This window comes from Algoriphagus litoralis (assembly GCF_003259255.1).
Lineage (GTDB): Bacteria > Bacteroidota > Bacteroidia > Cytophagales > Cyclobacteriaceae > Algoriphagus > Algoriphagus litoralis.
In genome coordinates, this window is record NZ_QGOL01000014.1 from 131,724 (window position 1) to 147,643 (window position 15,920).

The window sequence follows — 15,920 nt, forward strand, 5'->3', positions numbered from 1 at the left end:
AGTAAAAAGCCAAAACTATTCGACCAATGGAAATGTGAGGTAAAAAGTCGTCCCTTTCCCCACTTCCGTATCGAACCAGATCTTTCCTCCTGCGGTCTCGACTCCACTTTTGGCAATGGCTAGACCCAAACCGGAGCCGGTTGATTTGGTACTGAAATTAGGGATGAAGATTTTATCTTTCAATTCGGGCGGAATCCCCTTCCCATTATCTGCAATCTCCAAGAAAACCGACTGCTCAGTCATCCACAGCCAGATTTTAATATGTGGTGCTTTTCCTGGCTGTACGGCCTGAATTCCATTGATGATCAAGTTGGCGATGACTCTACCGAAAAGCTTGTCATCCCCCATGATGATGATTTCTTCAGTGTAGGAATCATCCAGAAACTCCAACTGCACCCGTTTATCGTTTTTAAATAATTCCAAGACCTGCGTCAAGACCGTCTTGAAGTTCATTAATTCGTTCTTGGGTAGGGGCATTTTTGCAAAAGTGGAAAAGGAGGATGCAATCCCACTGAGCGCGTCGACTTGGTGAATGAGCGTCTCCAAGGATTTGCGGAGCTTCTGCTGATCTTCCAGCTTCCCCTCTTGATCCAACCGAAGAAGATGCTGCAGTGTCAGTTTCATCGGAGTAAGGGGATTTTTGATTTCGTGGGCGACTTGCTTGGCCATTTCACGCCAGGCCGACTCTTTTTCCGTAGAGGCGAGGACTTTTTTACTCGCGTCAAGTTTGAAGAGCATGTTGTTGTATTCATTGACAAGCAGACCAATTTCATCCTTAGATCCCCAGTACATCGGTTCGTTATTCTCGAGGTTAGTCGCTTTCAGCTTTTGCGTGAGCAGCTTAAAAGGCAAAGTCAGATTTTTGGACACAAAGGAGGAAACAATCAAAAACAGGATGAAAATGACCACAAACGCATTAAAAATATTGCTCAACACGTCTGAAATCAACGAATTCAGCTCGGTCTCAGACTCGAAAAACGGAACCGCCAAAATACCGATATACGATTGGTCTACTTGGGAAGGCACAGCCAAATAGACGGTCTGGTAGCGTAGTTTACCGATCCGCTCATTGACCAAAAGTTGGATTTGATTCTGCTCCATGATCCCTGCCATGGCAGCCGGATTGATCCAGGGGGCCAAGATTTTCTTTTCAAAAATATTGGGCCTATTGGTTGACTCCAGATAGCCTTCAGGCGTGTACAGGTGGATATCGCTGGCAATAGTATTGGCTAGAGAATTGATCTCTTCATTGAGCAGATCCCGATCCACGCTGGCGGGGTTCTGATTATTGAAGAATACGCCGAGATTGCTGCGGATCAATCGTGCCTTCTCAGTGTACTGTCGATTGAGATCGTCCTTGTAGCTGCCACCCAACAGGCCGATGGTGATGATCGAAATGATAATGATCGGGAAAAAGAAAGCGAAGTTCAGGTACAACTGAAGCTTGGTGGAATAGTTGAATTCAAAGTTGCGGTAGCCTTTGAGCAAAGTATTCAGCAGAATAGCGAGAAAGGTCAAAAAGACAAATGCCACAAAGAAAAGTGAGATGTTTCCAAAAAATTGGGAGAATGAGATAGTTGGGGAAGAAATCACGATGATTTCCTCTCCATTTTTCATCCCAAAATGATGAAATCCCTGTGATAAAATCCCGGTTTCAAACAATTGATCTCTTTCGAGCTCATTTAGAAACTCACCCTGATAGTAATTAAACGTACCGGAACTCCGTAGTAATTCTTTTTCCCGAAAGACAGCATAGTCGTAATTGAGCGGATCGAGCTTATCAGCATACTTTCGATCCAGGAGAAGTTTAGGGTAGACACTACCGGGCTGGATCCGGAGTTGATTTAATTCCAAAAATACGGTACCCAACAAATTATCTTCTTTCAAAACCGGAATGAAGGCTACAAACTTATTTCCTGCAGTGGCTTCTTTTCCCCGAATGAAATAAAGGTCTCTAACCCCGGTCGCAAAGTCACTTTTGACATAATTTTGGCGAAGCTCTTTAAGGTCCTGCTGCTCTGCCGGGCCTTGAATCTGCTGTCCTGAGGCAGAAAAGATGCGAATCACCACCTCAAACTGATCAAAATAATTATCGAGATAAATCTTCCGAATTTTAGTTTCGACAGGATCTTTAGAAAGTAAAGGGTCCACCATCCTGTTTTGGATAAAGAGGTCATTTTTCATTCGGGAAAAAATATCCTCGAGAAAAAACTCCGTCATCACGTCATTTTCAATTAGGTTTTGATTAGCAAACCGAGTCTTGGACTGAATCAGCCGCTCCTGATCCGACTGAAAAGTACTCACGCCAATAATTCCTGCTGTGACCAAGCAGGCATAGAAAAACGTCAGAAAGGTGTCCAGTCCCAGCCTGAAAACATTCTGGAACAATTCAAAACGGATAATGCTGAATAAAAAGAGGAAATGGATCAACCAAGCCACCCCAAACCAGAAATTGAAGCAGAAGGACACCACTAAAATAGGGGCTCCCAAAGCCAGAATGTATTTCAGATACATGGCCTTGCTCTTTTGCAAACTGAATAATACGCTGAAGACCGTAAGCGAAATCAACACATACACAGAGCCCCACAAAAACAAAATCAGGATGCTCAATCCCTTGAAAACATCAAAGGTAGGAATCGAGCGGATATCCAGCACCCATTGGGAATTGAAGGTCAAGTCTCTCGGGAAAAACCAAACTAAGGCAAAAAACACCGAACTCAGTAGTAGTGAAAAAAACAAGCCCAGTTCAAATCCATTCTTGGCCTGAAGGTAGTTGGATACTTGCTGTAAGGTCTTCTTGGATGAAAGCTGAAAGACGATCAAACCCAAAATAAAACCAAAACATACTGTATTAAGCAAGAGATCACCCAAGCTAGGATTGAACCACGAAGAGGCATAATTCGCCGGGTCAAATAGTTCTGTTTCAAAAAATCCTCCGGGAATATTCAGCAAAACCATTCCAAGCCGGATAGTGGCCAGAATCAAAAAACCATAGCTGATGGTCTGCCATTGGTGGCCATCGCTCCATTTTTTTCGCAGAAAATCAAAGCTTAACAAAAAGTAGAGCAAAAAAATCGAGGAGATAAATATAAGAAGTGCCGTATTTGACACTTTGCCGACAGGCTCATAGCCCAATTGAAAACTGATACCAAACAAAGGCTTACCCGTGGAAGACAGAATTTGAAACGCACCGTCCTCTGGATTTTCATAGAGCTGAAATCTGTCATTTCCGAAAAAATCCGGATTAGGCCCTGTACTGAGATAGTCATTTTCGATATTCCCGGGCCAGACTAGCCGTAAGGTATGCACCAGAAAATAGTCCTTGGCATTTCGTTTGACCTTTCGGATCTTGATAAAGAAGGTTCCAAAGGGATCTTCCAAGAGCTGAAATTCTTTGTTCAGGTCCAATTCCGAGAAATCGAACGTCGTGGTGAAATCTGACCAAAAAACCAAATCCCCGGACATATCCAGAACAAAGAAAGGGTAGGTATGGTCTGGGTTACTGACCTGCTCAAAAGTGATGGAATCTTCAGGCCTAACATCCATCAACACCCGAATAAAATCATCGTCAAATTCTCTATCCGCAGCTTGAATTTTAAGCTGGATGGCTTCATAGGATTTCTCTTCTTCGCTTTTTTGAAAAACGAAAAAATTGAGAACCAGTACTACGAAAAGGGAAAGAATACTGATCAAGATGATCAGTCGTCGGGTTTTGAAGCTCATTTATCCTAAAAATAAAAAAGCAAAGTCTGGTATCAAACTTTGCCTTTAGATCTCTTATCGAAGCGAGAGTTTGGCTTTTTTCTTTTTGGATGATCTATACCATAAATACCCGATCACGGCAGCCAAGAGATATGGCATGACAAAGAGGTAAAGAATGCCACTATTCAGTCCTGCGCCGATACTGGTATCGCCGTTACTTACATTGTTTTCGACAGAAGCGCGACACATTGCACACTGGGCAAAACTTGCCATCTGGAACCCAAAGAAGAATACTACGAGAAAGAGTGATTTCAGCTTCATATCATTTGAGGATTAGCTAGTTGAGATGATTAGGCGATCAATTCACATAATAGGGACTGATCATCAAATAGACGATCACTCCAGTGATAGATACGTAAAGCCAGATCGGATAGGCGAATTTAACCACTTTTCGGTGCTTTTCCCGCTGATCTGTATAGCCATAGTAATAGGCGAAGAGTATTGGGAAAAGTGCGACGGCAGCGAATACAATATGTGTGATCAGCAGAAAGTAATACACCGAACGGATAGCTCCCTCACCTCCAAAGGAGGTGCTCTCTGCCGAAGCATGATAAATCACGTACGAAACCAAGAAAATTGCTCCCAAAACAAAAGCAATCGTCATCGTGGCGCCATGATAACTGTACTTCTTTTGTTTCACAAAGACCAAACCTAAGATCAAGGCAAGAGAGGCTGCAGAATTGATGACTGCATTCAAATGCGGAAGAAAGTATACCCAATCACCCAAGGCAGTGATTTTGGCCGGCATAAACAATAAAACCGCCACAGCCAAAGGAATAGCAATCGAGATTCCAATGATCCAGTTCTTTACTTTTGCTTCTTCTTGAAGCATCGATCCGTTATTTGCTTGCATGTAATAGTACTTTAGTCTCTAACATTAATAAATCAACATCTTCGCGATTTGTTCCGCTATAGTAGCCGCGAATTCTCCCCTGCTCATCTACAAGGATAAATTTGTCACTATGGACAAAATCATCCGGGACTCCATTTCCATCTAGTGTTGGAATCACAAATCCACAACGGGCAAGTTGGTAGGTTTCCTCCTTGGGTCCAGATAGAAAATGCCATTTACCTGGGATCGCCCCGTGTTCATCAGCATAGTCTTTGAGAATAGCAGGAGTATCAAACTCTGGGTCGATACTGATTGACATGATTTGAACCTTTGGTTCTTCTCTGAACATGTCATTGACTCGCTCCATTTCTTTGGACATGACTGGACAAATACTTGGACAAGAAGTGAAAAAGAAATCCACTATGGTGATTTTCCCTTCCATCTGACCTTTGCCAATTGGCAATCCTTGTTGATTGGTAAAAGTAAATTCAGGAATGTAATGTTGGGTAGTGTCTGTAACAGGACATTCCAGGAATGGATTGTCCACGCCTTTTTCGAAGAAAACCGGCAAATTATATTCATTTGTCCCAAATCCCCTCAAAAACATAAAAACCAAAACAGGAATCAATAAGATGCACACCAGCACCATCCCTTGTAGTAACCTCAGACTTCTCATACTATGCTGTTAACAAAAAAGAAGGTTGAAGTGATTCACTCCAACCTTCCATTTTTATCGATTTTTTCAATTTTTTACCAACGCATTAGGAAGATATCTGAACCTTCTTTAACTAAAGCGATCACTAGCCATACCAAGAAAATCAGCGGTACGATGATCGAATAAAACAAAGGCTTCACCTCGTCACCCAAGTGCATGAATTCCATCATGATGTACTTGGCCTTCCAGATAGTCAGAGCGATAAAGAGAAAGTATAAAATAAATCCTCTATCAATCGTGAAAGCCATAATGAACTCTACCACGGTTATCGCCAACAGTATAAAAGCTGTTTTCCAGATCTTTTTGATTTTTTGTTCGTCACGCTTTTCGACAATCAGCGTTGACTTATTTTCCTGAATTTCCATATTTCAAAGATTTAATAGCGTGCTTAGATCAGATAGAATAGCGTAAATACGAATACCCAAACCAGGTCTACAAAGTGCCAGTAAAGGCCAATCTTTTCAACCATTTCGTAATGACCTCTTTTGTCATAAACCCCCACAGCAGCCTGATAAAAGCAAAGGAATAGCAAAAAGACGCCAACGGTCACGTGGAATCCGTGGAATCCAGTGATGAAGAAGAATAGTTGTGCAAAAGAGGATGGTCCATATTCGTTGACTACCAGATTGGCACCGAAGACAGTTTCAGTGACGTTTTGCCCAAGGGTATTGACATAAGTTAAGACAGTACCTCCATCAGTTCCATGGATGAAGTGGTTCCACTCCCATGCTTGGCAGCTAAGGAAAGTAATACCTCCTACTAAAGTCCAAAGCATCCATTTTACTACGTCATTTCTGTCATTTCTATGACCAGCTTCCACCGCCAGTACCATTGTCACGGAACTTGCAATCAAAATAAAGGTCATGATACCTACGAAAATCAACGGGGCATGAACTCCATGTAGAAAAGGAAGTGCTTCGAATACCAATTCAGGTACCGGCCAGTATTCATTTGAACCGACAAAATCAGTGGCTGGGCCTTCATAAGCGGGGTAGCTCACTCGGATAGCGATGTAACTGATCAAAAATGCGGCAAAAGTGAAGATGTCGGAAAGCAGGAAAAACCACATCATGAGTTTTCCATAGCTTGCTTTTAGGGGTTCATTTCCTCCTCCCCAAACGCCTCTTTTCGAGCTTACTCCAATAGCAGTAGAATGCGCAGACATAAATTAATAATTAGTACCAGGTTTTATTTTAATGATTAAGAAGCAAAAACATGAACAGATACAACCAGAGACCTCCGAGAAAATGCCAATAAGTCGTTGCCATTTCCATCGTATCCATGGCTTTGGAATGCACCTTTAATCTAAGTGTCGAAATTAATACAATAATCAGAAATATCACACCACTGATCAGGTGAGCAGCGTGAAGTCCTGTAAATACATATAAAAAGGAGCCCGAAGGATTCCCTACAAAGAATACCTCACGATCCACCATTGCCACCCAGCTATACCATTGACCTACAAGAAATGCAATCCCTAGCAAAACTGTCATAGACATGCCAATTCTCAGGTTAAGAAAATTATCTTTTTTAGCAGAATAGTAGGCCCAATGAAGTGTAACACTACTGGCTAATGCAATACCCGAAGTAATCCAGAAAATCTCAGGGAGATCGTATTCAAGCCAATTTCCTTCGGCCTGTCTAACGATATAAGCACTCGTCAAGCCAGCAAAAACCATCACCACCGAAACCATAAACAACCAAAGCGCAAATTTCTTTGGGTGCATAGAGATCGGCTGTTCCACCATATCGACGTATTTCAATTCCTTTTCCATGTGTTAAGGTAGTTTATCGAGTAGGTAAGCAATCTGGACAATGGGCAAATACAAAAATGATCCAAACATGATCTTCAAAGCTGACTTTCGCGAACAATCACGCATGAGGGAAAATGTCTGCGCTAGAAAAAGCACACCACAAACAGTCGCAACTATTCCAGAATTGAGGCCTGTGAGTCCAAAATAACTTGGCAATAATCCCAAAGGAAGAAGAAACAAGGTGTAAATCATAATCTGAATAGCAGTATTCAAATCTTGGCCTCCTCCACTCGGAAGCAATTTGAAACCGGCTCTTTTGTAATCCTCATCGCTTACCCAAGCTATCGCCCAGAAGTGTGGAAACTGCCAAATGAACTGAATACCAAAGATAATTAGCGCTTCATAAGTAATTGAACCGGTGGCTGCAGTCCAGCCTAACAATGGGGGCATGGCGCCAGGAATAGCCCCAACAAAAACGGCTATTGGCCCAACTCTTTTGAGCGGAGTGTAAACAAAAACATACAACACCATACTCAAAATACCCAACCAAGTGGTGAGTGGATTAGTAAAAGTCCATAAGAGGAAAACTCCAAGAATAGCGACAAATGAAGTAAACCAATAGGCTTCTTGGAGAGAAATAATGTGGAGAGGAAGCGGACGATTCTGAGTACGCTTCATTAATTTATCCAAGTCCCGCTCCATGATTTCATTGGCCGCACCTGAAGCACCTGAAATCAAAAACCCACCTAGCGCTAACCCAAGAAACCCAGTCCATCCAAAACTAGCTCCCCGGTCGCCTAAAATATACCCAAAAACAGCAGAAAAAGTCACCAAAGCGGATAACCTCAACTTGATCAAATCGGAATAAGCTTTGATTCTCGTGAGAATAAAGCTGATTATTGTATGGTCAGTTACGCCAACTGTCCTCATTTCAATTTGTGTTTAACTTAAACTGTAAATGGTCTCTTAATTGAAGGATCAAAATAAATTGAACACCCAAGATTACCGAGCCAAGTAATAAGTGAATTGGCTGAAGAAACGCAGGGATACCGAAATAAGCCATTCCCATTCCAGAGCCAATCTCCAATATTATCAATACTACCAGCACCTGTGACCAAAGATTTACTTTGGATCTCCTCAGAGCATATCTAAATGCCCAAAAGAAATAGAGGACATGGATACCGAAGAGAACTAAAGAGAACGACCGATGAATAAGAAAAACTACCCCAACACGATCTACCCACTCGCCACGGAGCATATCACCCAAAGACGAAGCTACTTGATCAATTTGCTCTCGAACCTGAGTTCCAAGTACCACCTGTACCAACATCAAGATCGTTCCGATGACTAAAACCCATTGGACTTTAGCAGGCACATCCATTTGCACTCCATGGGTAACCTGAAGCCGCTCTGATCGATGGTTGATGTACAGCAAGACCCCAACTACACCAAGCGCAAGCAACATGTGAAAGGTGATCATCCACGGCAATAAGTTGGTCGATACTACAATAGAACCAATCCAACCAGTAAACAGAACCAGAATTAGGGAAAGTATTGCATTGATCGGAATCCACTTATCAATCTTCCAAAGTTTGAACGATTTCCAAACTGTGAGAAGGATGAATAAACCTATCACCACACCTATCAGCCTATTGATGTATTCAATCCAAGTCTTGGTAGCATTAAATTCCTCTTCAACCAAAATGGACTTGTCATTGGCAATTTTTCCAGCTGTTTCTTCAAATCCTAATTTTTCAAGTGTCGCTACAAACCTTTCGTTCTTAGCAAGTCTTATTTGAAGGTAGATTTCCTGATAATTTTTTGGGAGCTGATCCACACTTGTTGGTGGAATCACACTCCCAAAACATTTTGGCCAATCGGGACAGCCCATTCCTGAGCCAGTACTTCGTACTATTCCTCCAACCAATATCAGAAAATAAACAGCGATCACTGTAAGGCTGGAAACCTTACGAAAGCTGTTTATTGAAGTATTAGTGCTTAGATTCATTTGCCACCAAAACCTCTGCTTCTTCTTTCATGATTTCCATCTCAAGTTTCACAAGCTCTTGCTCGTGCGGAAGATTGGATTCTGGAGTAGCAGATAAAGGAACGGTCTGAGGGATAAAATCTTCAGCTGCTCCTGGCTTGGAGTAATCATATGGCCATCTGTACACAGTTGGAATCTCTCCAGGCCAGTTGCCGTGACCCGGCTCCAATGGTGTGGTCCACTCCAGTGTATTTGATCTCCATGGATTCAAAGTTGCCTTTCTTCCTCTGTACATGCTGTAGAAGAAATTGAAAATGAAGATAAACTGGGCAGCAAATGTGATAATCGCAGCAGCTGAAACGAACATATTCAAATCAGTGTACATGTTGGTAAACTCAAAGTTTGTCCAATTGTAATATCTTCTAGGGAAGCCTGCTATTCCGATATAGTGCATTGGGAAGAATACGAGATATACACCCACAAAAGTCAACCAGAAGTGGACATAACCTAGTCTTGCATCCATCATTCTACCAAACATCTTAGGGAACCAGTGATAAACTCCAGCCATCAATCCAAAGAAAGATGCAGAACCCATTACTAGGTGAAAGTGAGCAACGACGAAATAGGTATCGTGGAGTTGAATGTCAATGGCAGAGTTACCCAAGAAAATACCTGTCAAACCACCCGAGATGAAGAAGGAAACAAGTCCTATCGAAAACAACATGGCTGGCGTGAAAATCAAATTACCTCTCCAAAGCGTGGTGAGATAGTTGAATACCTTCACAGCAGACGGCACAGCAATAATCAAGGTCAAGAACATGAAGATAGATCCCAAGAATGGATTCATACCTGAAACGAACATGTGGTGAGCCCATACGATAAATGAAAGGATCGTAATACCCAACATGGAGATAATCATCGCCTTGTAACCAAAGATTGGTTTTCTTGAGTTCGTCGCGATTACTTCTGAAGTAATACCCAATGCAGGAAGCAATACGATATATACTTCTGGGTGACCTAGGAACCAGAATAAGTGCTGGTAGAGCACTGGGCTACCGCCAGTATTTGGAAGCGCTTCTCCACCAATGTAAATATCTGAGAGGTAAAAGGATGTTCCGAAACTTCTGTCAAATACCAACAACAAAGCTGCAGCAAACAAGACAGGGAAAGAAAGAAGACCGATTACTGCAGTCAAGAAGAATGCCCAGATAGTCAGGGGAAGTCTCGAGAAAGACATCCCTTTCGTTCTAAGGTTAATTACCGTAGTGATGTAATTGATACCTCCCAACAAGGAAGAAGCAATAAAGAATGTCATGGCAATCAACCAAAGCGTCATTCCAAGACCAGATCCAGGAATAGCCTGCTCCAAAGCTGAAAGCGGAGGATAAACTACCCAACCACCACCTGCAGGGCCTGTCTTGATGAACAAGGAAATAAACATGATCACACCGGATACAAAGAAGAACCAGTAAGATAGCATATTCATAAATCCAGAGGCCATGTCACGGGCACCGATCTGAAGAGGAATCAAGTAATTTGAGAATGTTCCACTCAAGCCTGCAGTCAATACAAAGAACACCATAATGGTACCATGCATTGTAACTAGCGCAAGGTAGAATGTAGGATCTAATGCCCCTGTCTCATCAATCCATCCACCCAAAAGCGGGCGAAGGAACTCCAAGCTCATTTCAGGAAAACCGAGCTGTAATCTGAATAGAATGGAAAGAAATCCTCCAATTATCGCCCAAAACATCCCCGTGATTAGAAATTGCTTTCCAATCATCTTATGATCTTGAGTGAAAATATATTTTGTTATAAAATTATCATGATGCTCATGGTGCTCGTGAGCTGCTTCGTCATGATGTGCTACAGTTGCTGTTGCCATAACTTATAATTTTATTTATTGCTTTCTCTAATTTGAATCTCTGCCAGTTCTTTCAATTCAGGAGTTAATCCCTCCGCAAGGGCAGGGTTATTCTGAATGAAAGTTTTCTGTTCTACCAACCACTTCTGGTAAGCCTCAGGCTCTACCACTTCAATCACCTTCTTCATAGAGAAGTGCCCACGCCCACATATCTCCGTACAGGCGATCTCATATTCAAATTCCGGATCTTTCAATTCCGCTCTCATTTCTTCCGTAGTTTTAGTCGGAACAAACCAGAATCGAGTTGGCATACCAGGAACTGCATCCATCTTCAATCTCATGTGCGGAGCAAAGACTGAGTGCAATACATCACGTGCCCTGATTTTGAATAGCACCGGCTCACCTTTGGGAATAACTACTTTCGGCGAAGGAAAATCATCAATAGAGTTTTTATCAGTGAAATCAACACCATGAGAATTGGAAGCATTGATCAATCTGTAATCATAATCACCCAATACATTATCCTTACCTGGATATCTTACGTCCCAAGCAAACTGATATCCCATGATTTCTACGACGTGAGCTTTTTCAGGAGCAGGAGCAGTGATATCCGACCAAGCCATCCAACCTGAAATCACCAATCCAGCAAGAACTACTCCAGGAACAATTGTCCAAATCACCTCAAGCTTATTGTTGTCAGGGTAGAAAGTAGCCTTTCTATCTTCCTTGTATTGATACTTATATGGAAATATAAACAGCAAAATGTGAGTAATGAGGAATACAATTCCAGTCACAGCCATTGTGATCCAAAACAATTTATCAGTAATGACACCGTGCTCAGAACCCACTGGCAATTGATAGTTATCAAACTCCTTGATAGAATACCAGAACATTAAAATTCCGGTTCCAACTAGAAATACGATAAACAGAATAGCATTTACTTTATTACTCCCAGAGGCAATTTTCCTGTCGGAACCTTTTACAACAGAAACCAAAGTCTGAATTCTGTATACCATCCAAATGATGGAAAATAACAGAAGAACCCCTACTCCAATCAGAAATCCGTACATATCTTAGTTTTTTCGGATAATTATTAAATGTGATGATGATAGCTTTCTTCAAGCATTGGGTGATTTTTAGCGATCAGATTTTTCTTCGCAAGACCTCCTAACACAACCAATGCCACCGCAGAACCAAATACAAGGAACATTCCTACTTCCATAAATCCAATTCCTCCATTATGTCCCAAGGTACCTGGCTGAACCATCAAGAAGAAATCCACCCAGTGACCAACCAACAGAATCGAGCAAACTACCTTAAGGAAAATTCCGTGTCTCTTCGCATCTCTAGTCATAAGAACAAGGAAGGGTAGGAAGAAGTTTAGACCGATGTTTACAAAAATGAACGGTCCATACACGTCGCTTGACAATCTTTCAATAAAATAAACTGATTCTTCAGGTATGTTGGCATAATAGATCAACAAGAACTGTGAAAACCAGAGGTAGGTCCAGAAAATTGAGAAACCAAACACAAACTTACCCATGTCATGAATGTGGTTTTGGTTAATCATTTCCAAATATCCTCTACCCTTGAGGAAAATAGTCAATAACGTAATCGCTGAAAGTCCAGAAACGAACCAAGAAGCGAAAACATACCATCCAAATAAGGTAGAGAACCAGTGCGTATCGATAGACATCACCCAATCCCAAGCAGAAACTGAAGAAGAAACTGCAAAAAAGATTAGGAAGAAAGCCGACCAGCTTCTCATTTTGAACCAATGCGAGTTGCCTCCCAATTGATCTTCCTGATCACTGATTTGTTGGAATTTTTTGAAGAAAAACACCCAAAGTCCAAAAAACAGCACCATTCTTACAATGAAGAAAATCGGGAATGTTCCTTTTTCCATTGGCCAAAAGAAAAACGCACCTTTCCCATCAATGATTGAATCGTACTGAGGATCATTTTTATCAAAAAGATAGGAATGAGTCCAGTGAAACAAATCATGATTTGCAAAAAGGAAAGTAGCAAGCATCAATATACCTGCAAATGGAAGCCAGTTACCGAAAGATAGCATCACCCTCAAAAGAGGAGTAGACCAACCTGCCTGCGCTGCAAACTGAATTGCAAAGAAGAAAACTCCTACGATTGCAATACCTGTAAAGAATACGTTATTGATCCAGAGGTTAGCATAAAGCCTTTCATACCAATGGAAGGCATGTCCTCCAGCTTCACCGGCTTCTTCGTGGCCTCCGCCAGTCATTGCCAGTACGATTCCGATCCCCAAAAGGATCGCACCTATTACTAGAACAGTAAGGATAGACTTTTTAGTAGCAGCAGTGAAATCAAACCGCTGATCTAAGTTATAATGTTGTTCGCCGTGATGAGCCATGATTAATTAGCTGGGGTTGCTTGTGCTACCATGGTAGAATCTGCAGTCGCAGCTGGAGCTGCAGCAGTTTGACCTTGGATAACTTGTTTAACATAGTGAACGATCTTCCATCTGCTTTCCTCAGGAATCTGAGAACCATGAGCTCCCATTCTTCCTTTACCTTTGGTGATCACATGGAAAATATGTCCTTCAGGGAGATTGACATAAGCTCCACCAGTAAGGTTAGCTACACCACCGATTACCTCACCGGCTTTACCATCACCCTGACCGCCTTTTCCATGACACGCATTGCAGTATTGCAAGTAAAGCGCTTCTCCTGCCTTCAACACTTCTTCTGAAGATTCGATAGGATTTTCGATTAATGCAGCTTGCTCCAGTTCAAATGCCTTTAGTCTGTAGGGCAGGTAGCCTTGCTTGTTTCGAGGAACTGTATTTGCAACCGGCTCCCTCATGTTCATCCCATGCGGATTATATCCATTGGAGTTATAAAACTCGCCTTTGCCATCTTCTCTTGTAGATAGCCAAGACCCTTGAGATTCATCCTTGATTTGGGTCAAAGGTTCGTAGGCCACGGAATGATACATCTGAGGCGCATATTCCAGCCCTTGGTTTTCACCACCAGCCTTACATCCTGCCAATACTGATATGGCTAATGCAGAACCTCCGAAAATTAATGCTTTTGCAATATTCATATATCCGGATTTTCTATTCAAAACTTTTTTTATTGATTTCAGTGGCTCCGGATGAAGCTAAGATCTCGCGGATCTTTTCTACTTCCATTGCACTGTTATTAGCAAGATCGATAGCCATGATATGCTTGTCATCTGTAGATCTTACATCAAATATTCTTGGCTGAGCCCAAGGCTTGAGATTGGAGCTGATCATAAAAACACCGACCATACCAAATGCAGCCAAAAGGACTGTCATCTCAAAACCCACTGGAATGAAATCAGGAAAAGCAGCATAATCTTTACCACCAATAATCATTGGCCAATCAAACCGCATCATGTAAAACTGCATGGTCATCGCCAACGAAGTTCCCAACATTCCAAAAAGAAATGCTGCGATTGGAAGTCGGCTCCGCTTATAACCAAGTACATCTTCCAAACCGTGAACAGGATATGGAGTATATACCTCATGGATTTTTACACCTTTGCTCCTTACTTTTTCTACCGCATGAAGTAATACGTCCTCATCGTCGTACACTCCTAAAATAAAATGTGTGTCTCTTTCCATGATTATTTAAGCACTTTTTCAGATGAAGATTTCAATACAGACTTCACTTCAGCCATGTTGATTACTGGGAAGAATTTCGCAAAAAGGAAAAACAGGGTAAAGAACAAACCAAAGGTGAACATATAAACTCCGACGTCAGCCCAAGTCGGATAGAACATCGCCCAGGATGATGGCAGGTAATCTCTGTGAAGGGAGGTCACGATGATTACAAATCGCTCAAACCACATTCCGATATTCACTACGATAGACAAGGCGAAAGTCGCAATGATGGAGGTTCTGATTTTTTTGATCCAGAAAAGCTGTGGGGAGATAACGTTACAAGTCATCATTGACCAATAAGCCCACCAGTACGGTCCGGTAGCTCGGTTGATAAATGCATATTGCTCAGCCTCAACTCCAGAATACCATGCGATGAAAAATTCCGTGATGTAGGCAATACCTACAATAGAACCTGTGATGATAATTACAATATTCATCAACTCGATGTGACCAATGGTGATGTAATCCTCAAGCTTGAACACTTTTCGGGTAATGATCATCAAGGTCAACACCATCGCAAATCCTGAGAAAATCGCTCCAGCAACGAAGTATGGAGGGAAGATCGTCGTGTGCCAGCCTGGAATTACAGAAGTGGCAAAGTCAAAAGATACAATAGTGTGTACAGAAAGTACAAGCGGAGTAGCGAGACCAGCCAAAATCAAGGACACGGATTCGTACCTCATCCAAGTTTTAGCAGCTCCATCCCAACCGAAGGAAAGTGCTCCGTAAATAGTCTTTCTTAAACCAGTAGCTCTATCTCTGATGGTAGCAAAATCAGGAATCAACCCGATGTACCAGAATACCAACGAAACTGAGAAATAGGTCGAGATCGCAAAAACGTCCCAAAGAAGCGGAGAGTTAAAGTTTACCCAAAGTGATCCAAAAGTATTTGGAAGCGGAAGAGCCCAATAAGCCCCCAACCATGGACGACCCATGTGGATCACCGGGAACATTGCTGCGCAAATAACTGCGAAGATGGTCATTGCCTCCGCTGCCCGGTTGATGGATGTTCTCCACTTTTGTCTGAATAGCAACAATACCGCTGAGATCAGTGTACCGGCGTGACCGATACCAACCCACCACACGAAGTTGGTGATATCCCAAGCCCAGCCTACAGTCTTGTTTAGACCCCACATACCGATCCCTTCCCAGAGAGTAGCGATAAGGGCTAATGAACCAAGTGCCAGAACTCCAGCTGCGGTGAGGAAAGCCAAAAACCAAAGCATGGAAGGTTTGCCCTCTACCTGACGTGCCACATCATGTGTCACATCATGGTAGGTTTTACCTCCGGTAACTAACGGTTGGCGTACGGATGAAGTAACCTGCATAGTTTATAAAATTA

Annotated in this window: 15 protein-coding genes; all 15 read right to left on the reverse strand. The window is 42.2% G+C overall.

The annotated features are described in order from the left end of the window. Positions 1-15 precede the first annotated feature (15 nt). The 15 genes from DK188_RS16960 to nrfD all read right to left on the reverse strand — a co-directional run bounded on the left by DK188_RS16960 (position 16) and on the right by nrfD (position 15,906). Complete coding sequence (locus DK188_RS16960; protein WP_111672032.1) at positions 16-3,723, reverse strand: ATP-binding protein; 3,708 nt, start codon at positions 3,721-3,723, stop codon at positions 16-18. A gap of 54 nt (positions 3,724-3,777) precedes the next feature. Beyond that, a complete protein-coding gene (locus DK188_RS16965) occupies positions 3,778-4,023 on the reverse strand; it encodes a hypothetical protein (protein WP_198673038.1) in 246 nt (81 codons plus the stop codon). Between the two features lie 37 nt (positions 4,024-4,060). Next, positions 4,061-4,615 (reverse strand): DUF420 domain-containing protein, encoded by a 555-nt coding sequence (locus tag DK188_RS16970; protein ID WP_111672033.1) that lies wholly within the window; start codon positions 4,613-4,615, stop codon positions 4,061-4,063. Further along, positions 4,602-5,270, reverse strand: a complete 669-nt coding sequence (locus tag DK188_RS16975) for an SCO family protein (protein WP_111672034.1) — start codon at positions 5,268-5,270, stop codon at positions 4,602-4,604. Before DK188_RS16975 ends, DK188_RS16970 begins: the two co-directional genes overlap by 14 nt. Positions 5,271-5,344: 74 nt before the next feature. Then, a complete protein-coding gene (locus DK188_RS16980) occupies positions 5,345-5,674 on the reverse strand; it encodes a cytochrome C oxidase subunit IV family protein (RefSeq protein ID WP_111672035.1) in 330 nt (109 codons plus the stop codon). A 23-nt stretch (positions 5,675-5,697) separates the two neighbouring features. Next, positions 5,698-6,474: a cytochrome c oxidase subunit 3 gene (locus DK188_RS16985; protein ID WP_111672036.1), complete on the reverse strand. Its 777-nt coding sequence runs from the start codon at positions 6,472-6,474 to the stop codon at positions 5,698-5,700. A gap of 28 nt (positions 6,475-6,502) precedes the next feature. Continuing rightward, the gene (locus DK188_RS16990; protein WP_111672037.1) at positions 6,503-7,084 is read right to left on the reverse strand and encodes a cytochrome c oxidase subunit 3; all 582 of its coding nucleotides are present in this window, start codon (positions 7,082-7,084) and stop codon (positions 6,503-6,505) included. Between the two features lie 3 nt (positions 7,085-7,087). After that, positions 7,088-7,993, reverse strand: coding sequence for a heme o synthase (gene cyoE, locus DK188_RS16995; RefSeq protein WP_111672038.1), 906 nt, complete (start codon positions 7,991-7,993; stop codon positions 7,088-7,090). 1 nt (position 7,994) lies between these two features. Continuing rightward, the gene (locus tag DK188_RS17000; protein WP_111672039.1) at positions 7,995-9,071 is read right to left on the reverse strand and encodes a COX15/CtaA family protein; all 1,077 of its coding nucleotides are present in this window, start codon (positions 9,069-9,071) and stop codon (positions 7,995-7,997) included. After that, on the reverse strand, positions 9,055-10,935 hold the full coding sequence (locus DK188_RS17005; protein WP_111672040.1) for a cytochrome c oxidase subunit I: 1,881 nt from the start codon (positions 10,933-10,935) through the stop codon (positions 9,055-9,057). The genes DK188_RS17000 and DK188_RS17005 overlap by 17 nt, the downstream gene beginning before the upstream one ends. An 11-nt stretch (positions 10,936-10,946) precedes the next feature. Further along, the gene (locus DK188_RS17010; RefSeq protein ID WP_111672041.1) at positions 10,947-11,984 is read right to left on the reverse strand and encodes a cytochrome c oxidase subunit II; all 1,038 of its coding nucleotides are present in this window, start codon (positions 11,982-11,984) and stop codon (positions 10,947-10,949) included. 23 nt (positions 11,985-12,007) lie between these two features. Beyond that, a complete protein-coding gene (locus DK188_RS17015; RefSeq protein WP_111672042.1) occupies positions 12,008-13,303 on the reverse strand; it encodes a quinol:cytochrome C oxidoreductase in 1,296 nt (431 codons plus the stop codon). A gap of 2 nt (positions 13,304-13,305) precedes the next feature. Then, positions 13,306-13,995: a c-type cytochrome gene (locus DK188_RS17020; protein WP_111672043.1), complete on the reverse strand. Its 690-nt coding sequence runs from the start codon at positions 13,993-13,995 to the stop codon at positions 13,306-13,308. Positions 13,996-14,008: 13 nt separating this feature from the next. Beyond that, positions 14,009-14,539 carry a DUF3341 domain-containing protein gene (locus tag DK188_RS17025; RefSeq protein WP_111672044.1) on the reverse strand — a complete coding sequence of 177 codons (531 nt, stop codon included), beginning with the start codon at positions 14,537-14,539 and terminating at the stop codon, positions 14,009-14,011. A gap of 2 nt (positions 14,540-14,541) precedes the next feature. Next, a complete protein-coding gene (gene nrfD, locus DK188_RS17030) occupies positions 14,542-15,906 on the reverse strand; it encodes an NrfD/PsrC family molybdoenzyme membrane anchor subunit (RefSeq protein WP_111672045.1) in 1,365 nt (454 codons plus the stop codon). Positions 15,907-15,920 lie beyond the last annotated feature (14 nt).

Bases quoted from the DNA above. Each gene is read 5' to 3' on its own strand.
- DK188_RS16985 (WP_111672036.1), bottom strand. From the start codon at position 6,474: ATGTCTGCGCATTCTACTGCTATTGGAGTAAGCTCGAAAAGAGGCGTT.
- cyoE (WP_111672038.1), bottom strand. From the start codon at position 7,993: ATGAGGACAGTTGGCGTAACTGACCATACAATAATCAGCTTTATTCTC.
- DK188_RS16960 (WP_111672032.1), bottom strand. From the start codon at position 3,723: ATGAGCTTCAAAACCCGACGACTGATCATCTTGATCAGTATTCTTTCC.
- nrfD (WP_111672045.1), bottom strand. From the start codon at position 15,906: ATGCAGGTTACTTCATCCGTACGCCAACCGTTAGTTACCGGAGGTAAA.
- DK188_RS17005 (WP_111672040.1), bottom strand. From the start codon at position 10,935: ATGGCAACAGCAACTGTAGCACATCATGACGAAGCAGCTCACGAGCAC.
- DK188_RS17010 (WP_111672041.1), bottom strand. From the start codon at position 11,984: ATGTACGGATTTCTGATTGGAGTAGGGGTTCTTCTGTTATTTTCCATC.
- DK188_RS16980 (WP_111672035.1), bottom strand. From the start codon at position 5,674: ATGGAAATTCAGGAAAATAAGTCAACGCTGATTGTCGAAAAGCGTGAC.
- DK188_RS17025 (WP_111672044.1), bottom strand. From the start codon at position 14,539: ATGGAAAGAGACACACATTTTATTTTAGGAGTGTACGACGATGAGGAC.
- DK188_RS16965 (WP_198673038.1), bottom strand. From the start codon at position 4,023: ATGAAGCTGAAATCACTCTTTCTCGTAGTATTCTTCTTTGGGTTCCAG.
- DK188_RS17015 (WP_111672042.1), bottom strand. From the start codon at position 13,303: ATGGCTCATCACGGCGAACAACATTATAACTTAGATCAGCGGTTTGAT.
- DK188_RS17000 (WP_111672039.1), bottom strand. From the start codon at position 9,071: ATGAATCTAAGCACTAATACTTCAATAAACAGCTTTCGTAAGGTTTCC.
- DK188_RS16990 (WP_111672037.1), bottom strand. From the start codon at position 7,084: ATGGAAAAGGAATTGAAATACGTCGATATGGTGGAACAGCCGATCTCT.
- DK188_RS16970 (WP_111672033.1), bottom strand. From the start codon at position 4,615: ATGCAAGCAAATAACGGATCGATGCTTCAAGAAGAAGCAAAAGTAAAG.
- DK188_RS16975 (WP_111672034.1), bottom strand. From the start codon at position 5,270: ATGAGAAGTCTGAGGTTACTACAAGGGATGGTGCTGGTGTGCATCTTA.
- DK188_RS17020 (WP_111672043.1), bottom strand. From the start codon at position 13,995: ATGAATATTGCAAAAGCATTAATTTTCGGAGGTTCTGCATTAGCCATA.